Consider the following 16348-nt stretch of genomic DNA (forward strand, 5'->3'; position numbering starts at 1 on the left):
CGCGTCCCAATCGTGGGTTACACTGAGAAGGCCGATTTTCTGAAACGCGCAATCCAGCGCGTGTCGATCCAGTGCTTGAGACGCGCAGCCCAGCGGCCTTGCGCAGCCAGTGGGCCATAGCTCGCGATAGCCTCGTCCTGGCCGGTCGACAGCAGAAAAAGACTGGCGGGGCGCGGTCGATAGCTGTCTTCCGGTGCGCGCCCCTCGACCATATTCCGAAGATTGGCGGCCAGAACGGGACCCGCGTGGACCGCATGCACTCCGGCATGCGGAACCGCGCGATCCTGCCGAGCGGCGACATCGCCCGCCGCCGAAATGAAGGGGTGCGACAGCGAACGCTGATACCGATCGACCGCGATGAAGCCGTCTGCGTCGAGTTCGAGACCCGTGTCGCGCAGCCAGTCCGGCGCAGCTGCGGCGAGCGCCGCGACGATCATGTCGACCGGCTCGAGCCTATGCGGCCCGGCCAACAACGCGCTATGCTCAAGCCGCGCATCTTCCTCGACCAGGGCGATGCCTTGCCGCGCCATTTCCCTTCGCGCCACGCGACGCACGCTGGCTGAAAAGCCCTCCAGCACGCCCGCATGTCCCGCGACCAGAGTGAGTTTCGTCGATGCCTCGGCGTAGCGCTGCCGTAGCGCGAAGGTTAGCTCGATCCCGCCCGCGCCGCCCCCGACGACGGCGATGTGGCGCGGTGGCTTTTCCGCAGCCCGGTCACGTTCAGCCTGACGGGACAGAAAACTCGCGATGGGCCGCACGTCCACCAGCCGCGGGTCCTCCCCCAGGACGCGCGCCGCGTACCCCGTGCCGCCGGTGTCGATAGATGCGTAGTCGAAAGCGATAGGCTCCCCGCTGGCGGTGAACGCCCTGCGCGCCCGGGGATCGATCGCAATGCAGCGATCCCGGATGAACACGGCACCCACCCGCTGGGCGATCGGATCGAGGTCGATCAGACCCGCGCCGGCATCATATCGGCCGGCGAGCGTTCCCGGAATCATGCCCGAATAGCGCGTGTGGCGATCGGGGGAGAGCAGGACGATCCGGGCATCCGGCGTTCCGCGCCGTGCCCATGCGTCCAGCGCGCTGCAATGGGCGTGACCGCCGCCGATCAGCAGGATAGTTGGCCGCCCGTCGCGCATCATCCGCAACTGCGCGGCATGAAAGGGCAAGTCAATCGATCGCGCGCCGTCAAGCTAACGCTTGTCAGTGCGGAAACCAAGCGCGCCCCAGCCGCGTTTCAACCTATGCCGATGCGCGGCTGTCCCAAAAGGCGCGCACGCCGTCGCGAGGTTAGCCGGCCCCCCTGCCGACCTCGCGGCGTTTTTCTGCCGCAGCAAGGATGCTCTCGTGTTCACGCAACTCAATCCACCGCTTCCGGTCGTGGTTACCGAAAAGGGCACAGGCATGGCCTTTGCCGTGATCGACTATGGAGCCGAACACAATCTGCTCTGGGTGACCGCGCTCGACCATTCGGGCGAGATATGGTGCGCCCCCAATCCCAAGGTCCGGATGCAGGCCAATTGGTCGATGGGCCGGGGCAAGGATCCCGCATTCGACTTCGTACCCGAAGGGGTTGCGGCGCAATGAATGGCGGAGTGCTGGCCGTCGAGGACACGCGAGCCGAGGAGATCGAGGCGCAATTTCGCGCGCATATCGCCGATCGCGCCTTTCCCTGCGTAGGCGCGAAATCGGCTGCCGCGCGCAACTTGCTCGAAGTTGTCGTGGCGCACGACATGCGCAGCGGCTGGGACGATTTGCGCATTCACAACCGTCTGCTCGACTGGGCGGACCGCTATCGCGACGATCCGGAGGGCTTGCGCAGCATGGCGGTGATCTTCCAGCAGCCGGGCGATATCGACGAAGGCGCTTTCGAACGATTGCTTTGGGAGCGCCTCCAGTCCTTCGCCGAAAAGGACAACTGGCTGGGCCAGCCTTACGATACGGATGTCAGCCCCGACCCGGACGATCCGCATTTCTCGCTCAGCTTCGGTGGCGAGGCCTATTTCGTCGTCGGGCTCAACCCCGCCGCATCGCGCCCGGCGCGCCGGTTCGCCTATCCGACAATGGTCTTCAACCTGCACGACCAGTTCGAGACCCTGCGCGAAGATGGGCGCTACGAGCGCATGCGCGAGGCGATCCTCGAGCGCGATCGCGAACTGGCGGGCGATATCAACCCCATGCTCGCGCGACACGGCGAAAGCAGTGAAGCCCGCCAGTACAGCGGGCGCGCAGTCGACGATGGCTGGGCCTGCCCGTTCCGCGATCCCCGATCGGAGAAATCATGACTCGCATTCCCCCGCGCAGCGGCACCGCTTTCGAACTGGCCAAGGGCGCGTCCCTCACCGTTATCGACCCCGAAGGCAGCCAGGTTTCCGACCTGCTCGCCTACAATGTACAGGACGTGCGCGAGGTGATCTCCAACGGCCGGACGTTCGATTACGAGGAGACGCTGCGCCTGAGCACGGGCAACCGGCTGTGGTCGAACCGGTCGAACCCTATGCTGTCGATCGTGGAGGACACGGTAAAGCGCCACGATTTCCTGCTTACCCCGTGCTCGACCGCGACTTTCGAACATTTCTATCCCGACAAGCCCGTCCATCGTGGCTGTTTCGGCAATCTCGCCGAGGCGCTGGAGCCATACGGTATCGGACCCGACGACATCCCGACTGCGTTCAATGTCTTCATGAACGTGCCGGTCGACGGCGAAAGCGGGCTGATCGCGGTCAAGCCGCCGGTGAGCAAGGCGGGTGACCGGATCGTGCTGCGCGCCGAAATGGACCTGATCATCGGGCTGACCGCCTGCTCCGCCTATGATTCCAACGGCGGCAGCTTCAAGCCGATCGATTACGAGCTGGACTGACATGGCCGAAGCGCTCAATCTGTGGTCCGGATGGCCGCGCATGGTGGAAGTCGGCGGAAACGCGTTGCTGTTCTACGTGCTCATCGTCGTAATGGTTCGGCTGGTCGGGAAACGGACCACCAGCGAACTCAACAATTTCGACTGGATCATAAACGTAACGATCGGCAGCTTGGCTGCCAGCGGCATATTGCTGAAGAACGTCGCGACGGCCGATGCGATTGCCGCGATCGCAGTACTGGCGGCCTGCCAGTTCGTCACCACAATGGTGGTCCAGCGCAGTCGCAAGGCGGCCGATGTCATCAAGGCCGAACCCACACTACTGACGCACAAGGGGCGCTATCTGCACGAAGCGATGGAACGCACGCGCATCAGCGAGGAGGAGATCCGGGCCGCGCTGCGTCAGAAGGGAATTACGGAAAACGCCGGCGCCAATTGGGTGGTGCTGGAAACGAACGGCCAATTGTCGGTCATCCCGCGCCAGGACGCACGCTGGGACGAGGCCGAAGCCCTGTCCGACGTTCGCGGCCCCACAAACCTCGAAGACTAGTCCCAGTCTTCCTTCACCTTCAGCGGACCATCGCCGTATAGGTAATCGGGATTGAACTGCGCATAGCGCTTCAGCGCATCCCAATCATTGGTGTAGAGATCGCCGCGACGGATTTCGGCAATGCCGAGTTCGCGCAACTTGCCGACCGCACGATTGGCATGGATGGCGCTGACCCCGCACATATCCGCCATGTCGAACTGGGTGAATGGCGTACGCAGCGCCCGACTGAAATCGCGCCCGATCAGTTCGAGCCGCGTGTGCAATTCGGCATAGAGATGCGCGATGCGGCGTGGGGCATCGAGCTGTTCGAGCGTCTGGATCCACTTGCGGTGGATCGCCGCGTCGAGCAGAGTGGCAAACCACATCGCCCGGGCAACTCCCGGCCGATCGCGCATGACGCGCCGCAGTGCCTCGTGACTGACCGAGCCCACCGTAACCCGCCCGGCAGCATCGATATTGTGATCGAGCCGCTTGAGCGCGAAACCATGCAGGTCGACGAAATCACCCGGTACATGCACACCGGTAATGAAGCGCTTGTCCCCGCTCTCTACCGTGCGGAAGATATAGCCTTCGATCAGGATCGTGCTGCGGTCGGTTTTGGTGCCCCGCGCAAGCAGACGCGCGGTATCGCCATGGTCGGAAACAGTTTCGACCAATGCTTCGATATATTTCAAATCGTCGAGGCTGAGGTTCTGACGCAGTCGACCGGCAAGAAAATCGCCGGTCAAAGGGAAACTCGAAGCCTCTACACTTCCAGTAGTCCGGTTCATGGCGCGCCGTAGAGCAAGTGATGCAAATTGCGTCTATTGACGGATGTTAGCTTCCTGTTCTTTTTGACATCGCTGCCATTTTTTTCAACCCGCTAGTCGCCAAACGCGCCGAGCGTCGCATCGCGTATAGCGCGGAACGGGTGAGTGACCTGGGGGGACCACCGATCCACTCCGCCACCCGGGACATATCCCCATTGGGCCAGCCGACCGGCGAGATCGGGTGCGATATCCTGTGCGACCTCATAATCCGAATTGCCTTCGCGCAGCGCGATTCCCGGGTCTTCGTCTTCGAGATCGAGAAAAGCGAAAGCCGCCCGGCGCATCGCCCCCGGTTGCATGACCAAATCTTCGTAACGCAACACGAATACCGCGTGCAGATAGGCGAGGTCCTGCGTCATGCGATCGTAAGCGTCGAGCCCGTATCGCAGCAGCGCTTGGGGATCGTCATCCACCCATTTCCCCAATGCCGCAGCCATGACCTGTGGGTGGCGCAGGATAATGATGAACTGCGCGGTCGGGAAAAGCTGCTGATAGAGCCGCATCCGCGTCAGATTTACGGGCGATTTCTCCAACCACCATTTCCGATCCGGCGCGAACCAGGGCGACCAGTCCTCCAGTATTCGCCGTCGTGTTTCCAGCGTGTTCCGGGGCGAGTTTTCGGTGTGATGCTGCGAAGGGTCGGTGGCGTAGTGACCGGGACGCCCGTCAAGCGCGGTATGCGGGATCGCACCCTGCAGATAGCACCCCTCGTTCTCGGGCACGGGCGCGCCCGTGATCGCGGACACATCGCAGTGGCTGGCCAGGATGCGGGCGAGCAGGCTGGTGCCTGTCCGGTGCAGGCCGGCCACGAACACAAACCGGTTGTGGACCGGGTTCATCCCGCACGGCGCAGCGCAAGGCTGCCTTCACCATAGAGATAGTCGGGGCGAAATCCGGCATAGTCCTCCAGCCGCGCGCGATCGCGAATGCGCACCTCGCCACGACGGAAATCGGCCAGATCGTTACGTCGCAGATCGGCCAGCGCGCGATTGGTATGGATCGCCGTAGCGCCGCACATTTCGGCGATCTCGCTTTGCCGCAAGGGCGTCTCGAACCCATCGGGGAAAGCTCGCCCGACCATTTCCAAGCGCCGCCAGATCTCGGCGAAGACATGCGCGATGCGCTTGGGAACGGTCGATTGTTCAAGCTTCATGATCCATTCGCGGTGCATCGCCGCGTCGAGCAGGGTCGCGAACCAGAACAGGCGCGCGAGATGCGGTCGATGCTCCATCACCCGCGCGATGGCGTCATGTGGTACGCGCCCGAAGGTCGCTTCGCCCACGCAATCGATATTGTGATCGAGGCGCCGCAGCGCAAAGCAATGCAGGTCGACGAAATCGCCCGGCACGTGAAAGCTGACAGCATAGCGCCGCCCGCCATTCTCCAGCGTACGCAGCACGAACCCGTCGATCAGGATTGCCGACCAATTGCAGGCATCGCCGCGAGCGATCGCCCGCGCGCCGTCGCGCAAGGTCAACGTATCGACGACGAGACCCTCCAGCTCGGTCTTCTCGGCTTCGCTCATTTCACTGCGCAGCCGCCCGGCAAGAAACCGGCCGGTCTTTGGATATCGATCGAACTCAGTGCTGACCGTCATCGATCCTCCTGCGAAAAGAATGCAATGCGATGCGACGCGTTCCGGTGGCATGTTCCATTTATGTTAGCTTTCGGGAACAGGCGTGTTCGGGGGCGTTTCTCGATCATGTCGCACCATGCATCGCTCCGCACGTGAAGATCGCGGTCCTCGCCCATATCCGCCATGCCATCGCCGAACCCTTCGGGGGCGGAATGGAGGCGCACTGCGACATGCTTTGCCGTGGCCTGCGCGCCGCAGGGCACGAAGTCGATCTTTACGCTGCCGACGGATCGCATGACGAGAGCCTCGTTCCGATCTGCGAGGCACCCTATGACGAAGTCCTGCCATGGCGGATCTACCGCGGCACCAGCGAGCTCGCTGCCTACCAGCGCCACGCCTTCGAACGCGTCCTGCTGAAAATCGGCGCGGGCGGCTATGACGTGGTTCACAACAATTCGCTGTTCCCAGAGATCATCGAGTGGTGCGCACGCGCCGGGATACCCTGCGTGACGTCGCAGCATGTTCCCCCGTTCGGGACCATGTTCGATGCAGTCGTCGCGACCTGCAAGGAACCGCACATCGGCTTCACGGTGACTTCGCACGACCAGCGGGCGCTGTGGGCGGATCGCGGCTGCCCCGAACTCGATGTCGTGCCCAACGGCATCGATACCGACCGCTGGGTGCCGCAAGGCGAACCGCAGGATTACCTCACATGGGTAGGGCGCATCGTGCCCAACAAGGGACTGGCCGAAGCGATCCAGGCAGCGCGCAGGGCGCGGGTCAAATTGCGCATCTTCGGCCCGGTCGAAGACGCGTCCTATTTCGCGGAGAAAGTCGAACCCTTCTTGTCGAAGGGGATTGAATTCCACGGCCATCGCTCGGCCGACAGGCTTCGCAGCGAAGTGGCGCACGCGCGGGGAGCGATCGTAACGCCGTTGTGGGACGAACCCTTCGGGCTGGTCGCGGCTGAAGCGTTATCCTGTGGCACGCCCGTTATCGGCTTCGATCGCGGCGCGTTGTCCGAAGTGGTCGGCGACTGCGGCATTCTGGTACCCGGGGGCGACATCGGTGCGCTCACGCAGGCAATCCGGCGCGTCGGCAGGTTCGACCGCGCTGCCTGTCGCAGGCGCGCGGTCGAAAAGCTGTCTATCGGCGCAATGATATCCGGTTACGAGGCCAGCTACGCTGCGGCAATCGCGGGCGCACGGCTCGCCGCGCTGCCGCGACTGGCCTGGACCTCGAGCTGTTCGAGCACGAGCGAACTGCTCGCATAGGGCTGATGCTCCTGCTGCCGGGTCAGGGCGAGGTCGCTTTCGCCCGGCTCGCGCAGCTTGATCCAGCCACCGGCACTATCAGGTTCGATGAGCCCCATCAGACGAAATGCGCGCAGCCAGTGTTGCATGGTCGGTTCGCCCCATTTCTCCGCAAAAATCTGCGCATTGGCGACGACGCTGTCGAGATGGTGGACCGGCGGCATGTGGTGCTTGTGGTATTGGTGATAGGCCTTCGCGCCCTTGGCCCACCACAGTGGGATATCCTTCGACACGATGGCGCGGCCAAAATCAGTGTCCTCGCCGCCATAACCGACATAGCGCGGATCGAAACCGCCGATCGTCCGGAAGGTCGCGGCGTGCAACGCGAAGTTCAGCGACCAGAAGCAGCGATAATCCCCGCACTTGCCCACCATCCCGCGCGGCGGTCCCGCGCGGTCCGCATGCTTGACCGCCAACCGTTCGAACACCGCATAATCGATCCCTCGATCGGTCGCGCCCTTGGGCAGATAACCGACTTCGCCCATCAGCACGCCTTCGTTGAAGGCCGCTGCGACGGCGTAATCTTCGACCAGTCGCGGCGCGGGGATGCAATCGACATCGAGGAATATGAGCAAATCGCCCCGAGCTTCGCGGGCAGCAGTGTTGCGGGCTTCGGCAAGGCATATGCCTTTGTCGCCCAGCAAGATCTGTCGGACCGGGAAGCTGGTGCTCGGCAGGTCGTAACGGTGATCCTGCATCACCGCCACGACCAGTTCGCATGGCGGACGCTGCGAATGGTTCAGTCCGCTTACCAGATTGCGCAGATGGTCTTCGCGACCATGCGCCAGTGTGCAAATCGATATGGTCGTCATGCCACTGCCTCCAGCGCGGGCCGCTGTTCGGTGCCGCGCCACAATTGCGATGAAAGCCGGTCGAGCCATTGCGCCGCCGCTTTCTCTGGCTCCGCGGCGATGACGGCGCGTTGTCGATCGATGTCGATCAAGCCAGCCGCGTGCCATAAACGGTCCCAGGTACCGGCATGCGAAGGCCAGTGGCGCGAAACCGCCGCCAGTCCTTCGCGGTCAAGCACCTCCGCCTTGCAGAACTGCTCGTCGAAGTAACGCCATTCGGGGATTACGACCCAGGGTTTGCCGGCGGCCAATATCATATGCACCGTCGTGTTGCCGCATGACGAGACGATGCGATCGGCGGCGGCGATCCAGTCGCGCGGATTGTCCACCCAGCCGCGGTGTTCGAGATTGCCGGGCGGCGTCTCGTGCCATTCGCTGCGGACCTGGCCGATGGTAATCCAGCGTGCATCGGGTTCGTTGCGCGCGCCGAGTGTCAGCGGAGCCGAAGGCGTGCCCTCGCCGCCGCCACCGGCTATCACGAGTACGATCTCCTCGGCATCATTAAGCGCCAGTCTGCGGCGCGCCTCCTCGCGGGTCGGGAATTCGGCGCAGTCGACACCGATGCCCGACGCATAATGGGTCTTGCCCCGCATGCCGGCCGTTCGTTCCTGCTGTTCGAGCTGTTCGGCATAGGGGGCGAGCAGGCCCACTGTGCTGTCATAGGCGGCCATATGCCCCGTGTCGCCGCGCTCGCCATGTTGCAGCACGGCGACATGCGGCACCGAACACAGCCGCGCCAGCTGGCCCAGCTCGGCCGAGACATCGGTCACGAACAGTGCCGGTTCCGCTTCGGCAAACCATTGCGCAATGGTGGCGAACCCTTGCGTGATCGATGGCCAGCCGAGCGGTGCGCAATGCACGGTTCCGGGCATGGGCAGGGCAGCCATGGCAGGCGCCTCGCGACCGGTGGGTTCGAACAAGGAAGGGATGAGACGCAGCTCGATCCGTTCGTCGAGTGCGGGGAAAATGTCATCGCGCGCGCAGAACAGCGTAACGTTGCGCAGGTCGACCAGCGCATTGGCCAGCGCGGCCGCTCGCTCTGCATGCCCCCTCCCCTGGTGATGGACGAAATAGCCGATCGGTCCGGTGGCGCTCATGCCGGGATCCTCCTGTTTTGACGATGGCGGTTGCGTTGCGCGCGATGCTGCGCGAGCACGCCTTCGAGCGTCCCCGAAGCATGGCTGCGCCGGGCGAGATAGACATTCGGTCGCTGCGCAAGGCTGGCGACCTCGGCCGCGTGATTGCCGACGAGTATGGCATTGCGGCAGGCACTCAGCATGTCGGCATCGTTACCGCTGTCGCCTGCGGCAAAAACCCGTTCCAGGGGAATCGCGAAAGATTGCGCGACATGCCGCATGGCCGCGGCCTTGCCTGCATTGCGCGGCAAGACGTCGAGCAGGCGTTCATGGCTGAACACCACCCGAGCCGGAATCCCTGCAGCCTGCAATCGCTGGTCAACCGAACGTGCCAGTTCAGGTGCCTCGGCGTAGTAGCTGCGTTTGTAGGTGCGCTGTTCGTAGTTCGCTTGCGGCACGAGCCCCGGGACATCCGCCAGCGCACGATCAATCGCTTCGGGTTGCCAGTCGCGCAAGATCTGGTCGGCATAGGTCTGGTCGAGCACGAGTTCTCCGGCGCGCTCGACATAGATTTCCGTACCAACGGAGGTGATCCATGCGCGCGGCTCGGGCAAGTTCCAGTCGCGCACGAGCCGTCGCGCTTCGACAATCGAACGCCCGGTTGCGATAACGAAGCCGAACTCCGCCTTGCGGCGGAAGAATTGCGCGATCCGCTGCACCCCGCGGTCGCAACCGGTCAGAGTGTTATCGAGATCGCTGACGAGCAAGTATTCCGGTCGGGGCGACTCGATCGCAGACGGGGCGATTGCGTTTTGCGCGATAGCAACAAAGCCCGCAGCGTAAGCGTCCCAATTGACGCCGAGGCTATTGCCGCGGGCGTTGCGGGCACATTGCTGCCACAAGGCGCGATCGGTTACCAAGCGCTCGATGGCCATGCCGATGCCCGCGCCGTCGCGCGGGTCGATCAGCAAGCCGTGTTCGAGTTCGCCGATGATATCCTGCGGCCCACCGACCTTGGTTGCCACCACCGGCAGGCCATGCGCCGCGGCCTCGACCAAAGTCAGCCCGTAAGGCTCCATCAGTGCCGGATTGACGAATACGCCACGGGTTTCCGCTGCAAGGGCATACAGCGCCTCGACCTGCTCGCGGCTGTGCGACTTGGGATAGGCGACGCTGCCGTAGAGATCGTGGCGGTCGATCGCATCGACCAACCCGCGCAGCACCTGCTGCTGTTCCTTCGCGCCACTTTCCAGCCCCTCGCGCAGCCCGGCAAGGACCACCAGATTGCATTTCTCGCGCAGCACCGGATTGGCCCCAAATGCATCCACCAGGCGAACGAGGTTCTTCTTGTGCACCGGGCGGGCGATGGCGAGCACGATGGGCTTGTCCATCTCGCGCAGGAACGGCGCGATCAGCTCGGTTGCGGGAGTGGTGTTGCTCGGCGCGCGTCGCCGATCGATTCCTGGGATCAAGCGATGAATCCGACCGATCGCGGCAGAAGGATAGGCGACAAGCTGGCGCTCGCATTCGTCACGCGAGGAACCGATCACCGCCCGCGCGCAGGCGATGGCACGGTCCTCCTCGGCAATCCGGGCGTCCAGCGCGGGGCTTGGCGAGGAAAGCGCGTCCCTTTTGTCCATTCCGAGCGAATGCGCCGTGTAGATGAACGGTATGCCAAGTTCGGCTTCCACCTTGCGCGCGACATCGGCCGCATCGGCAAAATGCGCGTGGATCACGTCCGGCAACCGCTCACGGCGCCGCAAATCGGCGATAAATGCTCGGGTGAACCCTTCGCGATCGGCGCTCAGCGCTTCCTTCGCCAGATAGCGGCGGTCGCCGCTGTCGATGCGGCGGATCAGGAGCTTCGGAGCAACCCATTCCTCTTCAAGGGCATGCGCCGCGCCGAGCCGCGGGTCGTCGAAACGCCGCGTTACGATTTCGGCCAGCGTGACATCGTCGCGGCGGGCGAGTGCGTCCATCTCGCCCAGGATATAAGTGATGTGACCCCCCGTATCTTCCGTGATCCCGTACCGGACCGGCTCTGCCTTGAGGCAGCCGCCGAGTGCGAGCGATACGATATGCAAGACAAGTCCCCTTGGTGGTTACTGCCTCACAACGTCGGATCGACCGTTTCGGCCTCCCGACCCATCAATATTTAAGCTGGGAACCCGAATAGCCAGCGATGGTTTAGTCGCGATTTTGTTGCACGCGACTAGCGCTGCAATAATTCAAGGTCTTCCTGCCGATCGATATCCTGCAGGCTCGCGCTGCCAGGCGCGATGACATCGGCATCGTGCCATTCCAGACTGCCCGCTCCCTCATTGGTGGCAAGCTTGGCCAGGCGAGGATACGCGGACCGGGGGAAACCCGCAGGCGCCCCAGGTCTCCCGTCGTCGTGCTGCGTGAAAACCGGACCTTCCCCATTTGCCAGCAGGGACAGATGGGCTGGTTCGACCAGCGGCATATCGGCCAGTGTCATGACCAGCCGCGTGTGCCGGCGTGCCTGCGCGACGCCCGCCGCGATCGATGTGCCCATGCCCTCGTCGGCGCGCGAATTCAGTACGACCTGCCACCCGGGGCGCGGCGATATGGCGCTGTGCGGACCGACCACGAGATAGCGATGCGCAAAGCCCGCTTCTTCGGCAGCGCGCGCGGCCCAACTCCATAGAGGCGCGCCGCGAAAGGCCACCACGAGCTTGTCGCTTCCGAACCGCCGCGAACGACCGGCGGCGAGCAGGATAAGCGCGGTATCCGCGTCCGGATTAACCATACAGGCGTTCGTAGTCCCCGACGATTTCGGCGAGAGCCGAAAGCGCCAGCGTTTCGGGCGAACGGCATGTCGGGATCAAGCCGATAGGGCTGCGAATGCTAGCGATGCGGCTCTCCTCGATATTGCGAGATGCAAGGGAAAGTGTGCGCTGGATCCGCGCGCGTTCGCCGCCCTGCGCCCCGACGTAGAAGGCCTCGCTAGAAAGCGCCTGCTCGAGCAAAGGAGCTTCCCATTCGTGATCATGAAACAGCATGACCACTGCGGTCCAGCGATCGAACCGGCAATCCTTCGCCAAACTCCCGAGCGATAGCGCGGTCTTGTCTCGGGCGTCGCACTCAAGCCCCATCGCCGCGGCCAACCGCTCGATGGCAGCGAGTTCGGGCCCCTCTCCGAAAGCCACGATACGCAATGCCGGCTGAAACTGGCGTTCTCTGATCGGAGCAGTCCCGGGCAAATGCAGCCGCGCCACATGCCGCGCTGTGAGTTTTGCCACAGCCTCCCGACAAGCCGCACGATCGGGTGCGGGATCGAGCAGGATGTCCAGTCCGCCGCCACACGGAAGGCGAAAGTCGATTGCCTGCGCGCCGGCTCCATACCGTCGGACCTGCGCTGCGGTCATAGTACGCATGTCCGATGCTAGCTGCGCTTCAAGACACCCGTCGCTCAGGCTGCCCACGGTCGAGCCATCGGGAAGAATGGCCAGTTGCGCACCCAGTTTCCGCGAAAAACTGCCTTCGATTCCGACGATCGTACACAGGCCTACCCCGGGTTCGCACGCTGCCGACAATGCAGCGTGATCGCCCGCTGGCAGGGCTTGCAGAGCCGCTTCGGCCTGCATCAGTCGGGCATCGCCGCCAACACGCGGTCGGGCGTCATCGGATAATCGAACAGCCTTGCCCCGCAGGCGTTGTAGACCGCATTGCCGATCGCAGCGGCCCCGCCGCACATACCCAGTTCGCCGATGCCCTTGGCTTGCAGCGGGCTGGCCACCGGATCGCGTTCCTCGACCATGATGACATCGACATCGGGCACGTCGCGGTGCACGGGCACATGATACTCCGCGAGATCGCAATTCACCAGATGGCCGGTCCGCGGATCGAACTCGAGCGCTTCGGTCAGTGCGGCACCGATGCTCCAGGTAATCCCGCCAAGACATTGCGACCGCGCGGTCTTGTGGTTGAGAACGCGCCCGAAGCCGAATGCGCCCAACATGCGATTGACCCGGGTTTCGCCGGTGAAATGATTGACGCGCACTTCGGCGAAGAATGCCCCGAAACCCGAGGCGGTGTAGTCTTCGGCAATCGCTCCAGGCTCGTAATGCCCTTCGCGCGCGAGTTCCTTCCCGCCAAGCAGGTCCACGAGCGTTTGCCCGCCAATGACCCGTCCGTCGGCGAGGTCCAGCGCGGTTTCCTCAATCCCCACACGGTTTGCGATTTCCTCGCGCAGCGCCTGGCAGGCGACATAGACCGCAGAGCCGGTCGAGGCGGCGCCCCAGCTCCCGCCTGAGCCCGAGCCACGCGGATGCTGCGTATCGCCGAGGTCGACGAGAATCTGTGCGGGATCGAGGCCGAGCATCTCCCCGGCGATCTGCGCAAGGATGGTATAGGTCCCGGTTCCGATATCGGTCATGTCGGTTTCGACCAAGCCGGTTCCGTCGGGTTTGATCGTCACACGCGCCTTCGCCTCTCCGACATTATGGACCCGTGCTGCGCTCGCCATGCCCGTACCTATCCACCATTCGCCTTCGCGCGTCATCCGCGGTTTGCGCGGACCCGCATCCCAGCCAAAGGCATCGGCGCCCTGCCTGAGGCATTCGGCGAGCTTGTGCGACGAGAACGGCAGGCCCTCCTCGGGGTCTTCCTCGGGAATATTGCGCAGCCGCAGTTCGACCGGATCGATCCCCGCCCGTTCGGCCAGGATATCCATCGCGCCCTCGAGCGTCGGCATGCCCACCGCTTCGCCAGGCGCCCGCACCGATCCGGCGGTCATGCGGTGAATGCGCGCGACCTCCAGCATCAGCTCGCGGTTCTCGGCCGCGTAAAGGAAATGCGAGGATTGCAGCACCGGTTCGGCGAAGCTTTCGCCGGGCAGGTTGGAAACGAGAGCCTTGTGTCCAAACCCCGCAAGACGCCCCTCGCCATCGGCAGCGAGCTGCAACCGCTGCGTGGTTTCGGAGCGACGCATGATGCACTGGAAGACCTGCTGGCGCGACAGCACCACGCGAACCGGGCGCGACAATTCCATCGCCGCAATCGCTGCAGCGACCGTTTCTTCGCTCAGCCCCAGCTTCGATCCGAACCCGCCACCCACGAAGCGGGAGATTATCCGGACCTGGTCTTCTTCCATGTCCAGCGCATCGGCCAGTTCGGTGATGTTGTAATTGAGCATCTGGAGCGAGGCATGGACGGTCAGTTGCCGTCCATCCCACTGCGCAATGGCGGCATGCGGTTCCATCGCGGCCGACGCGTGACCCTTTGTCGTGTAGGTAACGTCGACCGCATTCTCGGCCGCCGACATTGCGCGCGCCAGGTCTCCCTGGCGAACGGTTTCATCTTCCTGCTCTTCGGCATCGACCACCTGCGGGTCGACCGGCGCATCGCTCTCCTCGCGATATTCGACCCGCAGGTGCTTGGCCGCATCGCGCGCCTGCTCGAACGTCTCGGCCACCACCAGTGCGACCGGCTGCCCCCAATAGCATACCGTTCTCGGTGACTGCTGCGGCGCCTCGTTGGCGGTGCCCTGCGCGGCGCGCGTGGTCATTCGCGGATCCTCGATCACAGCGATGACACCAGGCATGTCCATCACGCTGTCGCGATCGACGGACACCACTTGGCCGCGTGTGATCGTGGCGGTGGCGAGCACGCCTTCAACGCACCCTTCGACCGGATATTCAGCCGCATAGGGCGCGGTGCCAGTGACCTTGGCCAGCCCTTCGACACGCGTGATCGGCTGACCGATCGTACCCTGTTTCATCTGGTCCAGACGATTGGCGGTGTCGGGCTTGTCCTGCTTGAGATGCGCGCTCATGCCGCTTCCTCCACGGCCTGCTTCAACACGGCGTGCAACGTCCGGCGCGCAAGCGGTATCTTAAATTCGTTTTCGCCATGGCCCTGCGCATCTTCCAGCAGCAGATCGGCCGCCGTATCGTAGAGGTCGTCCGAGGGAGCCTGCCCGATCAGGGCATCGGCGATACGCGGGTCGTGCCATGGCTTGTGCGCCAGCCCGCCAAACGCCAGATCCGCGCGGGTGAACTTGCCATGCTGCAACTCGACCACCGCGGCAATCGACACCAGCGCGAAAGCGTAGCTCGAACGCTCGCGCACCTTGCGATAGAGTTGCCCGCCCATGACCGGAGCCGGCAGCGTCACCGCAGTGATGATTTCCCCCTGCTCGAGGACATTGTCGCGCCACGGCGTGTCGCCGGGCAGGCAATGGAATTCGCGCACCGGCACGCTACGCTCACCTCCGTCACCCGATACGATCGACACCTGCGCATCGAGCGCGCTCATCGCGACCGCCATGTCACCGGGATAGGTTGCAATACACTGGTCGCTCGATCCGAGCACGGCGTGCAGCTTGGCCACGCCGTCGATCGCGCCGCAGCCGCTGCCCGGCTCGCGCTTGTTGCAGGGCTGGTCGATATTCATGAAGTAGAAGCAACGCGTACGCTGGCACAGATTGCCGCCGGTCGTGGCCTTGTTGCGCAATTGCTGCGTCGCGCCGGCAAGGATGGCACGGGCGAGCAGCGGATAATCGCGGCGCACCCGCGGATGCACCGCCGTCTCGGTGTTGGTAGCGAGGGCGCCGATCCGCAAACCGCCTTCGGGCGTATCCTCGATCTCGCCGAAGCCGATGCGATTGACATCGGCCAACTCGCCCGGAGTTTCGACCTGCAACTTCATCAGATCGAGCAGGTTGGTCCCGCCCGCTATCGCCATCGTGCTGTCTTGCGACACGAGGCCGGTCGCATCGTCGAGAGTTCGTGCGCGCTGGTATTGGAACTGCCTCATGTCTTGGGCTCCCCGGCAACGTCGCGAATGGCGGCAACGATGTTGGCATAGGCCCCGCAGCGACACAGGTTGCCGCTCATGCGTTCGCGGATTTCCTCCCCGCTCGGCTCGACCGGGCCTTCCAGGTCGTTGCTGGCATCGCTCGGCCAGCCATTGGCGATCTCTTCCAGCATGGCGGTCGCCGAACAGATCTGGCCCGGCGTGCAATAGCCGCACTGGTATCCATCGTGTTCGACAAAGGCGCGCTGCAAGTCGGAAGGGGCATCGGGCGTTCCCAGGCCTTCGATGGTGGTGACGTGGTCGCCGTCATGCATTGCCGCCAACGTCAGGCAGCTGTTGATGCGGATCCCGTTGACGATGACCGTACAGGCCCCGCACTGTCCGTGGTCGCATCCCTTCTTGGTGCCACTGAGGCGCAGATCGTGTCGCAGGAAATCGAGCAAGGTAACCCGGGGGTCATCGGGGATGGGATGCTCGCTCCCGTTGACGGTCATTGTCTCGGCCATGCGCGTCTCCTTTTCTGGTCAACCCGCTCG

17 protein-coding genes are annotated in these 16348 nt (G+C 63.8%); 5 read left to right on the top strand and 12 right to left on the bottom strand.

What is annotated here, in order from left to right:
* Nucleotides 1-17: 17 nt before the first annotated feature.
* The gene (locus FHS69_RS07455; RefSeq protein WP_243844591.1) at nucleotides 18-1169 is read right to left on the bottom strand and encodes an FAD-dependent oxidoreductase; all 1152 of its coding nucleotides are present in this window, start codon (nucleotides 1167-1169) and stop codon (nucleotides 18-20) included.
* 235 nt (nucleotides 1170-1404) lie between these two features.
* Here FHS69_RS07455 and FHS69_RS07460 point away from each other — a divergent pair, with 235 nt between their 5' ends.
* Genes FHS69_RS07460 through FHS69_RS07475 form a run of 4 tightly spaced genes read left to right on the top strand, consistent with a single transcriptional unit; the run spans nucleotide 1405 to nucleotide 3407 of the window.
* A complete protein-coding gene (locus FHS69_RS07460; protein ID WP_166777629.1) occupies nucleotides 1405-1587 on the top strand; it encodes a hypothetical protein in 183 nt (60 codons plus the stop codon).
* Nucleotides 1584-2285, top strand: a complete 702-nt coding sequence (gntA, locus tag FHS69_RS07465) for a guanitoxin biosynthesis heme-dependent pre-guanitoxin N-hydroxylase GntA (protein WP_166777201.1) — start codon at nucleotides 1584-1586, stop codon at nucleotides 2283-2285. Before FHS69_RS07460 ends, gntA begins: the two co-directional genes overlap by 4 nt.
* Nucleotides 2282-2860, top strand: coding sequence for a DUF1989 domain-containing protein (locus FHS69_RS07470; RefSeq protein WP_166777202.1), 579 nt, complete (start codon nucleotides 2282-2284; stop codon nucleotides 2858-2860). Before gntA ends, FHS69_RS07470 begins: the two co-directional genes overlap by 4 nt.
* A 1-nt stretch (nucleotide 2861) precedes the next feature.
* Nucleotides 2862-3407 carry a DUF421 domain-containing protein gene (locus FHS69_RS07475; RefSeq protein ID WP_166777203.1) on the top strand — a complete coding sequence of 182 codons (546 nt, stop codon included), beginning with the start codon at nucleotides 2862-2864 and terminating at the stop codon, nucleotides 3405-3407.
* On the opposite strand, the gene FHS69_RS07480 is transcribed toward FHS69_RS07475, so the two are convergent.
* The 3 genes from FHS69_RS07480 to FHS69_RS07490 form a co-directional block, all read right to left on the bottom strand.
* Nucleotides 3404-4177, bottom strand: coding sequence for a Crp/Fnr family transcriptional regulator (locus FHS69_RS07480; protein ID WP_166777204.1), 774 nt, complete (start codon nucleotides 4175-4177; stop codon nucleotides 3404-3406). The genes FHS69_RS07475 and FHS69_RS07480 overlap by 4 nt on opposite strands.
* Nucleotides 4178-4269: 92 nt before the next feature.
* Complete coding sequence (locus FHS69_RS07485) at nucleotides 4270-5055, bottom strand: sulfotransferase family protein (RefSeq protein WP_166777205.1); 786 nt, start codon at nucleotides 5053-5055, stop codon at nucleotides 4270-4272.
* Nucleotides 5052-5813: a Crp/Fnr family transcriptional regulator gene (locus FHS69_RS07490; protein ID WP_166777206.1), complete on the bottom strand. Its 762-nt coding sequence runs from the start codon at nucleotides 5811-5813 to the stop codon at nucleotides 5052-5054. The genes FHS69_RS07485 and FHS69_RS07490 overlap by 4 nt, the downstream gene beginning before the upstream one ends.
* Nucleotides 5814-5944: 131 nt before the next feature.
* Between FHS69_RS07490 and FHS69_RS07495 the strand changes: the two genes are divergently transcribed.
* The gene (locus tag FHS69_RS07495; protein ID WP_166777207.1) at nucleotides 5945-7066 is read left to right on the top strand and encodes a glycosyltransferase; all 1122 of its coding nucleotides are present in this window, start codon (nucleotides 5945-5947) and stop codon (nucleotides 7064-7066) included.
* On the opposite strand, the gene FHS69_RS07500 is transcribed toward FHS69_RS07495, so the two are convergent.
* The 8 genes from FHS69_RS07500 to FHS69_RS07535 all read right to left on the bottom strand — a co-directional run bounded on the left by FHS69_RS07500 (nucleotide 6973) and on the right by FHS69_RS07535 (nucleotide 16318).
* Nucleotides 6973-7917: a glycosyltransferase family 2 protein gene (locus FHS69_RS07500; protein WP_166777208.1), complete on the bottom strand. Its 945-nt coding sequence runs from the start codon at nucleotides 7915-7917 to the stop codon at nucleotides 6973-6975. The genes FHS69_RS07495 and FHS69_RS07500 overlap by 94 nt on opposite strands.
* Nucleotides 7914-9053: a glycosyltransferase family 28 protein gene (locus FHS69_RS07505; protein ID WP_166777209.1), complete on the bottom strand. Its 1140-nt coding sequence runs from the start codon at nucleotides 9051-9053 to the stop codon at nucleotides 7914-7916. The genes FHS69_RS07500 and FHS69_RS07505 overlap by 4 nt, the downstream gene beginning before the upstream one ends.
* On the bottom strand, nucleotides 9050-11116 hold the full coding sequence (locus tag FHS69_RS07510) for an HAD-IIB family hydrolase (protein WP_166777210.1): 2067 nt from the start codon (nucleotides 11114-11116) through the stop codon (nucleotides 9050-9052). The genes FHS69_RS07505 and FHS69_RS07510 overlap by 4 nt, the downstream gene beginning before the upstream one ends.
* A gap of 128 nt (nucleotides 11117-11244) precedes the next feature.
* Nucleotides 11245-11802, bottom strand: coding sequence for a nucleotidyltransferase family protein (locus FHS69_RS07515; RefSeq protein ID WP_166777211.1), 558 nt, complete (start codon nucleotides 11800-11802; stop codon nucleotides 11245-11247).
* Nucleotides 11795-12640 carry an XdhC family protein gene (locus FHS69_RS07520; RefSeq protein ID WP_166777212.1) on the bottom strand — a complete coding sequence of 282 codons (846 nt, stop codon included), beginning with the start codon at nucleotides 12638-12640 and terminating at the stop codon, nucleotides 11795-11797. The genes FHS69_RS07515 and FHS69_RS07520 overlap by 8 nt, the downstream gene beginning before the upstream one ends.
* On the bottom strand, nucleotides 12640-14829 hold the full coding sequence (locus tag FHS69_RS07525; protein ID WP_166777213.1) for a xanthine dehydrogenase family protein molybdopterin-binding subunit: 2190 nt from the start codon (nucleotides 14827-14829) through the stop codon (nucleotides 12640-12642). Before FHS69_RS07525 ends, FHS69_RS07520 begins: the two co-directional genes overlap by 1 nt.
* Entirely contained in the window at nucleotides 14826-15812 is a 987-nt protein-coding gene (locus tag FHS69_RS07530) for an FAD binding domain-containing protein (protein WP_166777214.1), read from the bottom strand. The genes FHS69_RS07525 and FHS69_RS07530 overlap by 4 nt, the downstream gene beginning before the upstream one ends.
* Nucleotides 15809-16318: a 2Fe-2S iron-sulfur cluster-binding protein gene (locus tag FHS69_RS07535; RefSeq protein ID WP_166777215.1), complete on the bottom strand. Its 510-nt coding sequence runs from the start codon at nucleotides 16316-16318 to the stop codon at nucleotides 15809-15811. The genes FHS69_RS07530 and FHS69_RS07535 overlap by 4 nt, the downstream gene beginning before the upstream one ends.
* Nucleotides 16319-16348: the final 30 nt, after the last annotated feature.

Origin of the sequence: Qipengyuania flava (assembly GCF_011762005.1) — a bacterium.
In the GTDB taxonomy this organism is placed as follows: Bacteria; Pseudomonadota; Alphaproteobacteria; order Sphingomonadales; family Sphingomonadaceae; genus Qipengyuania; species Qipengyuania flava.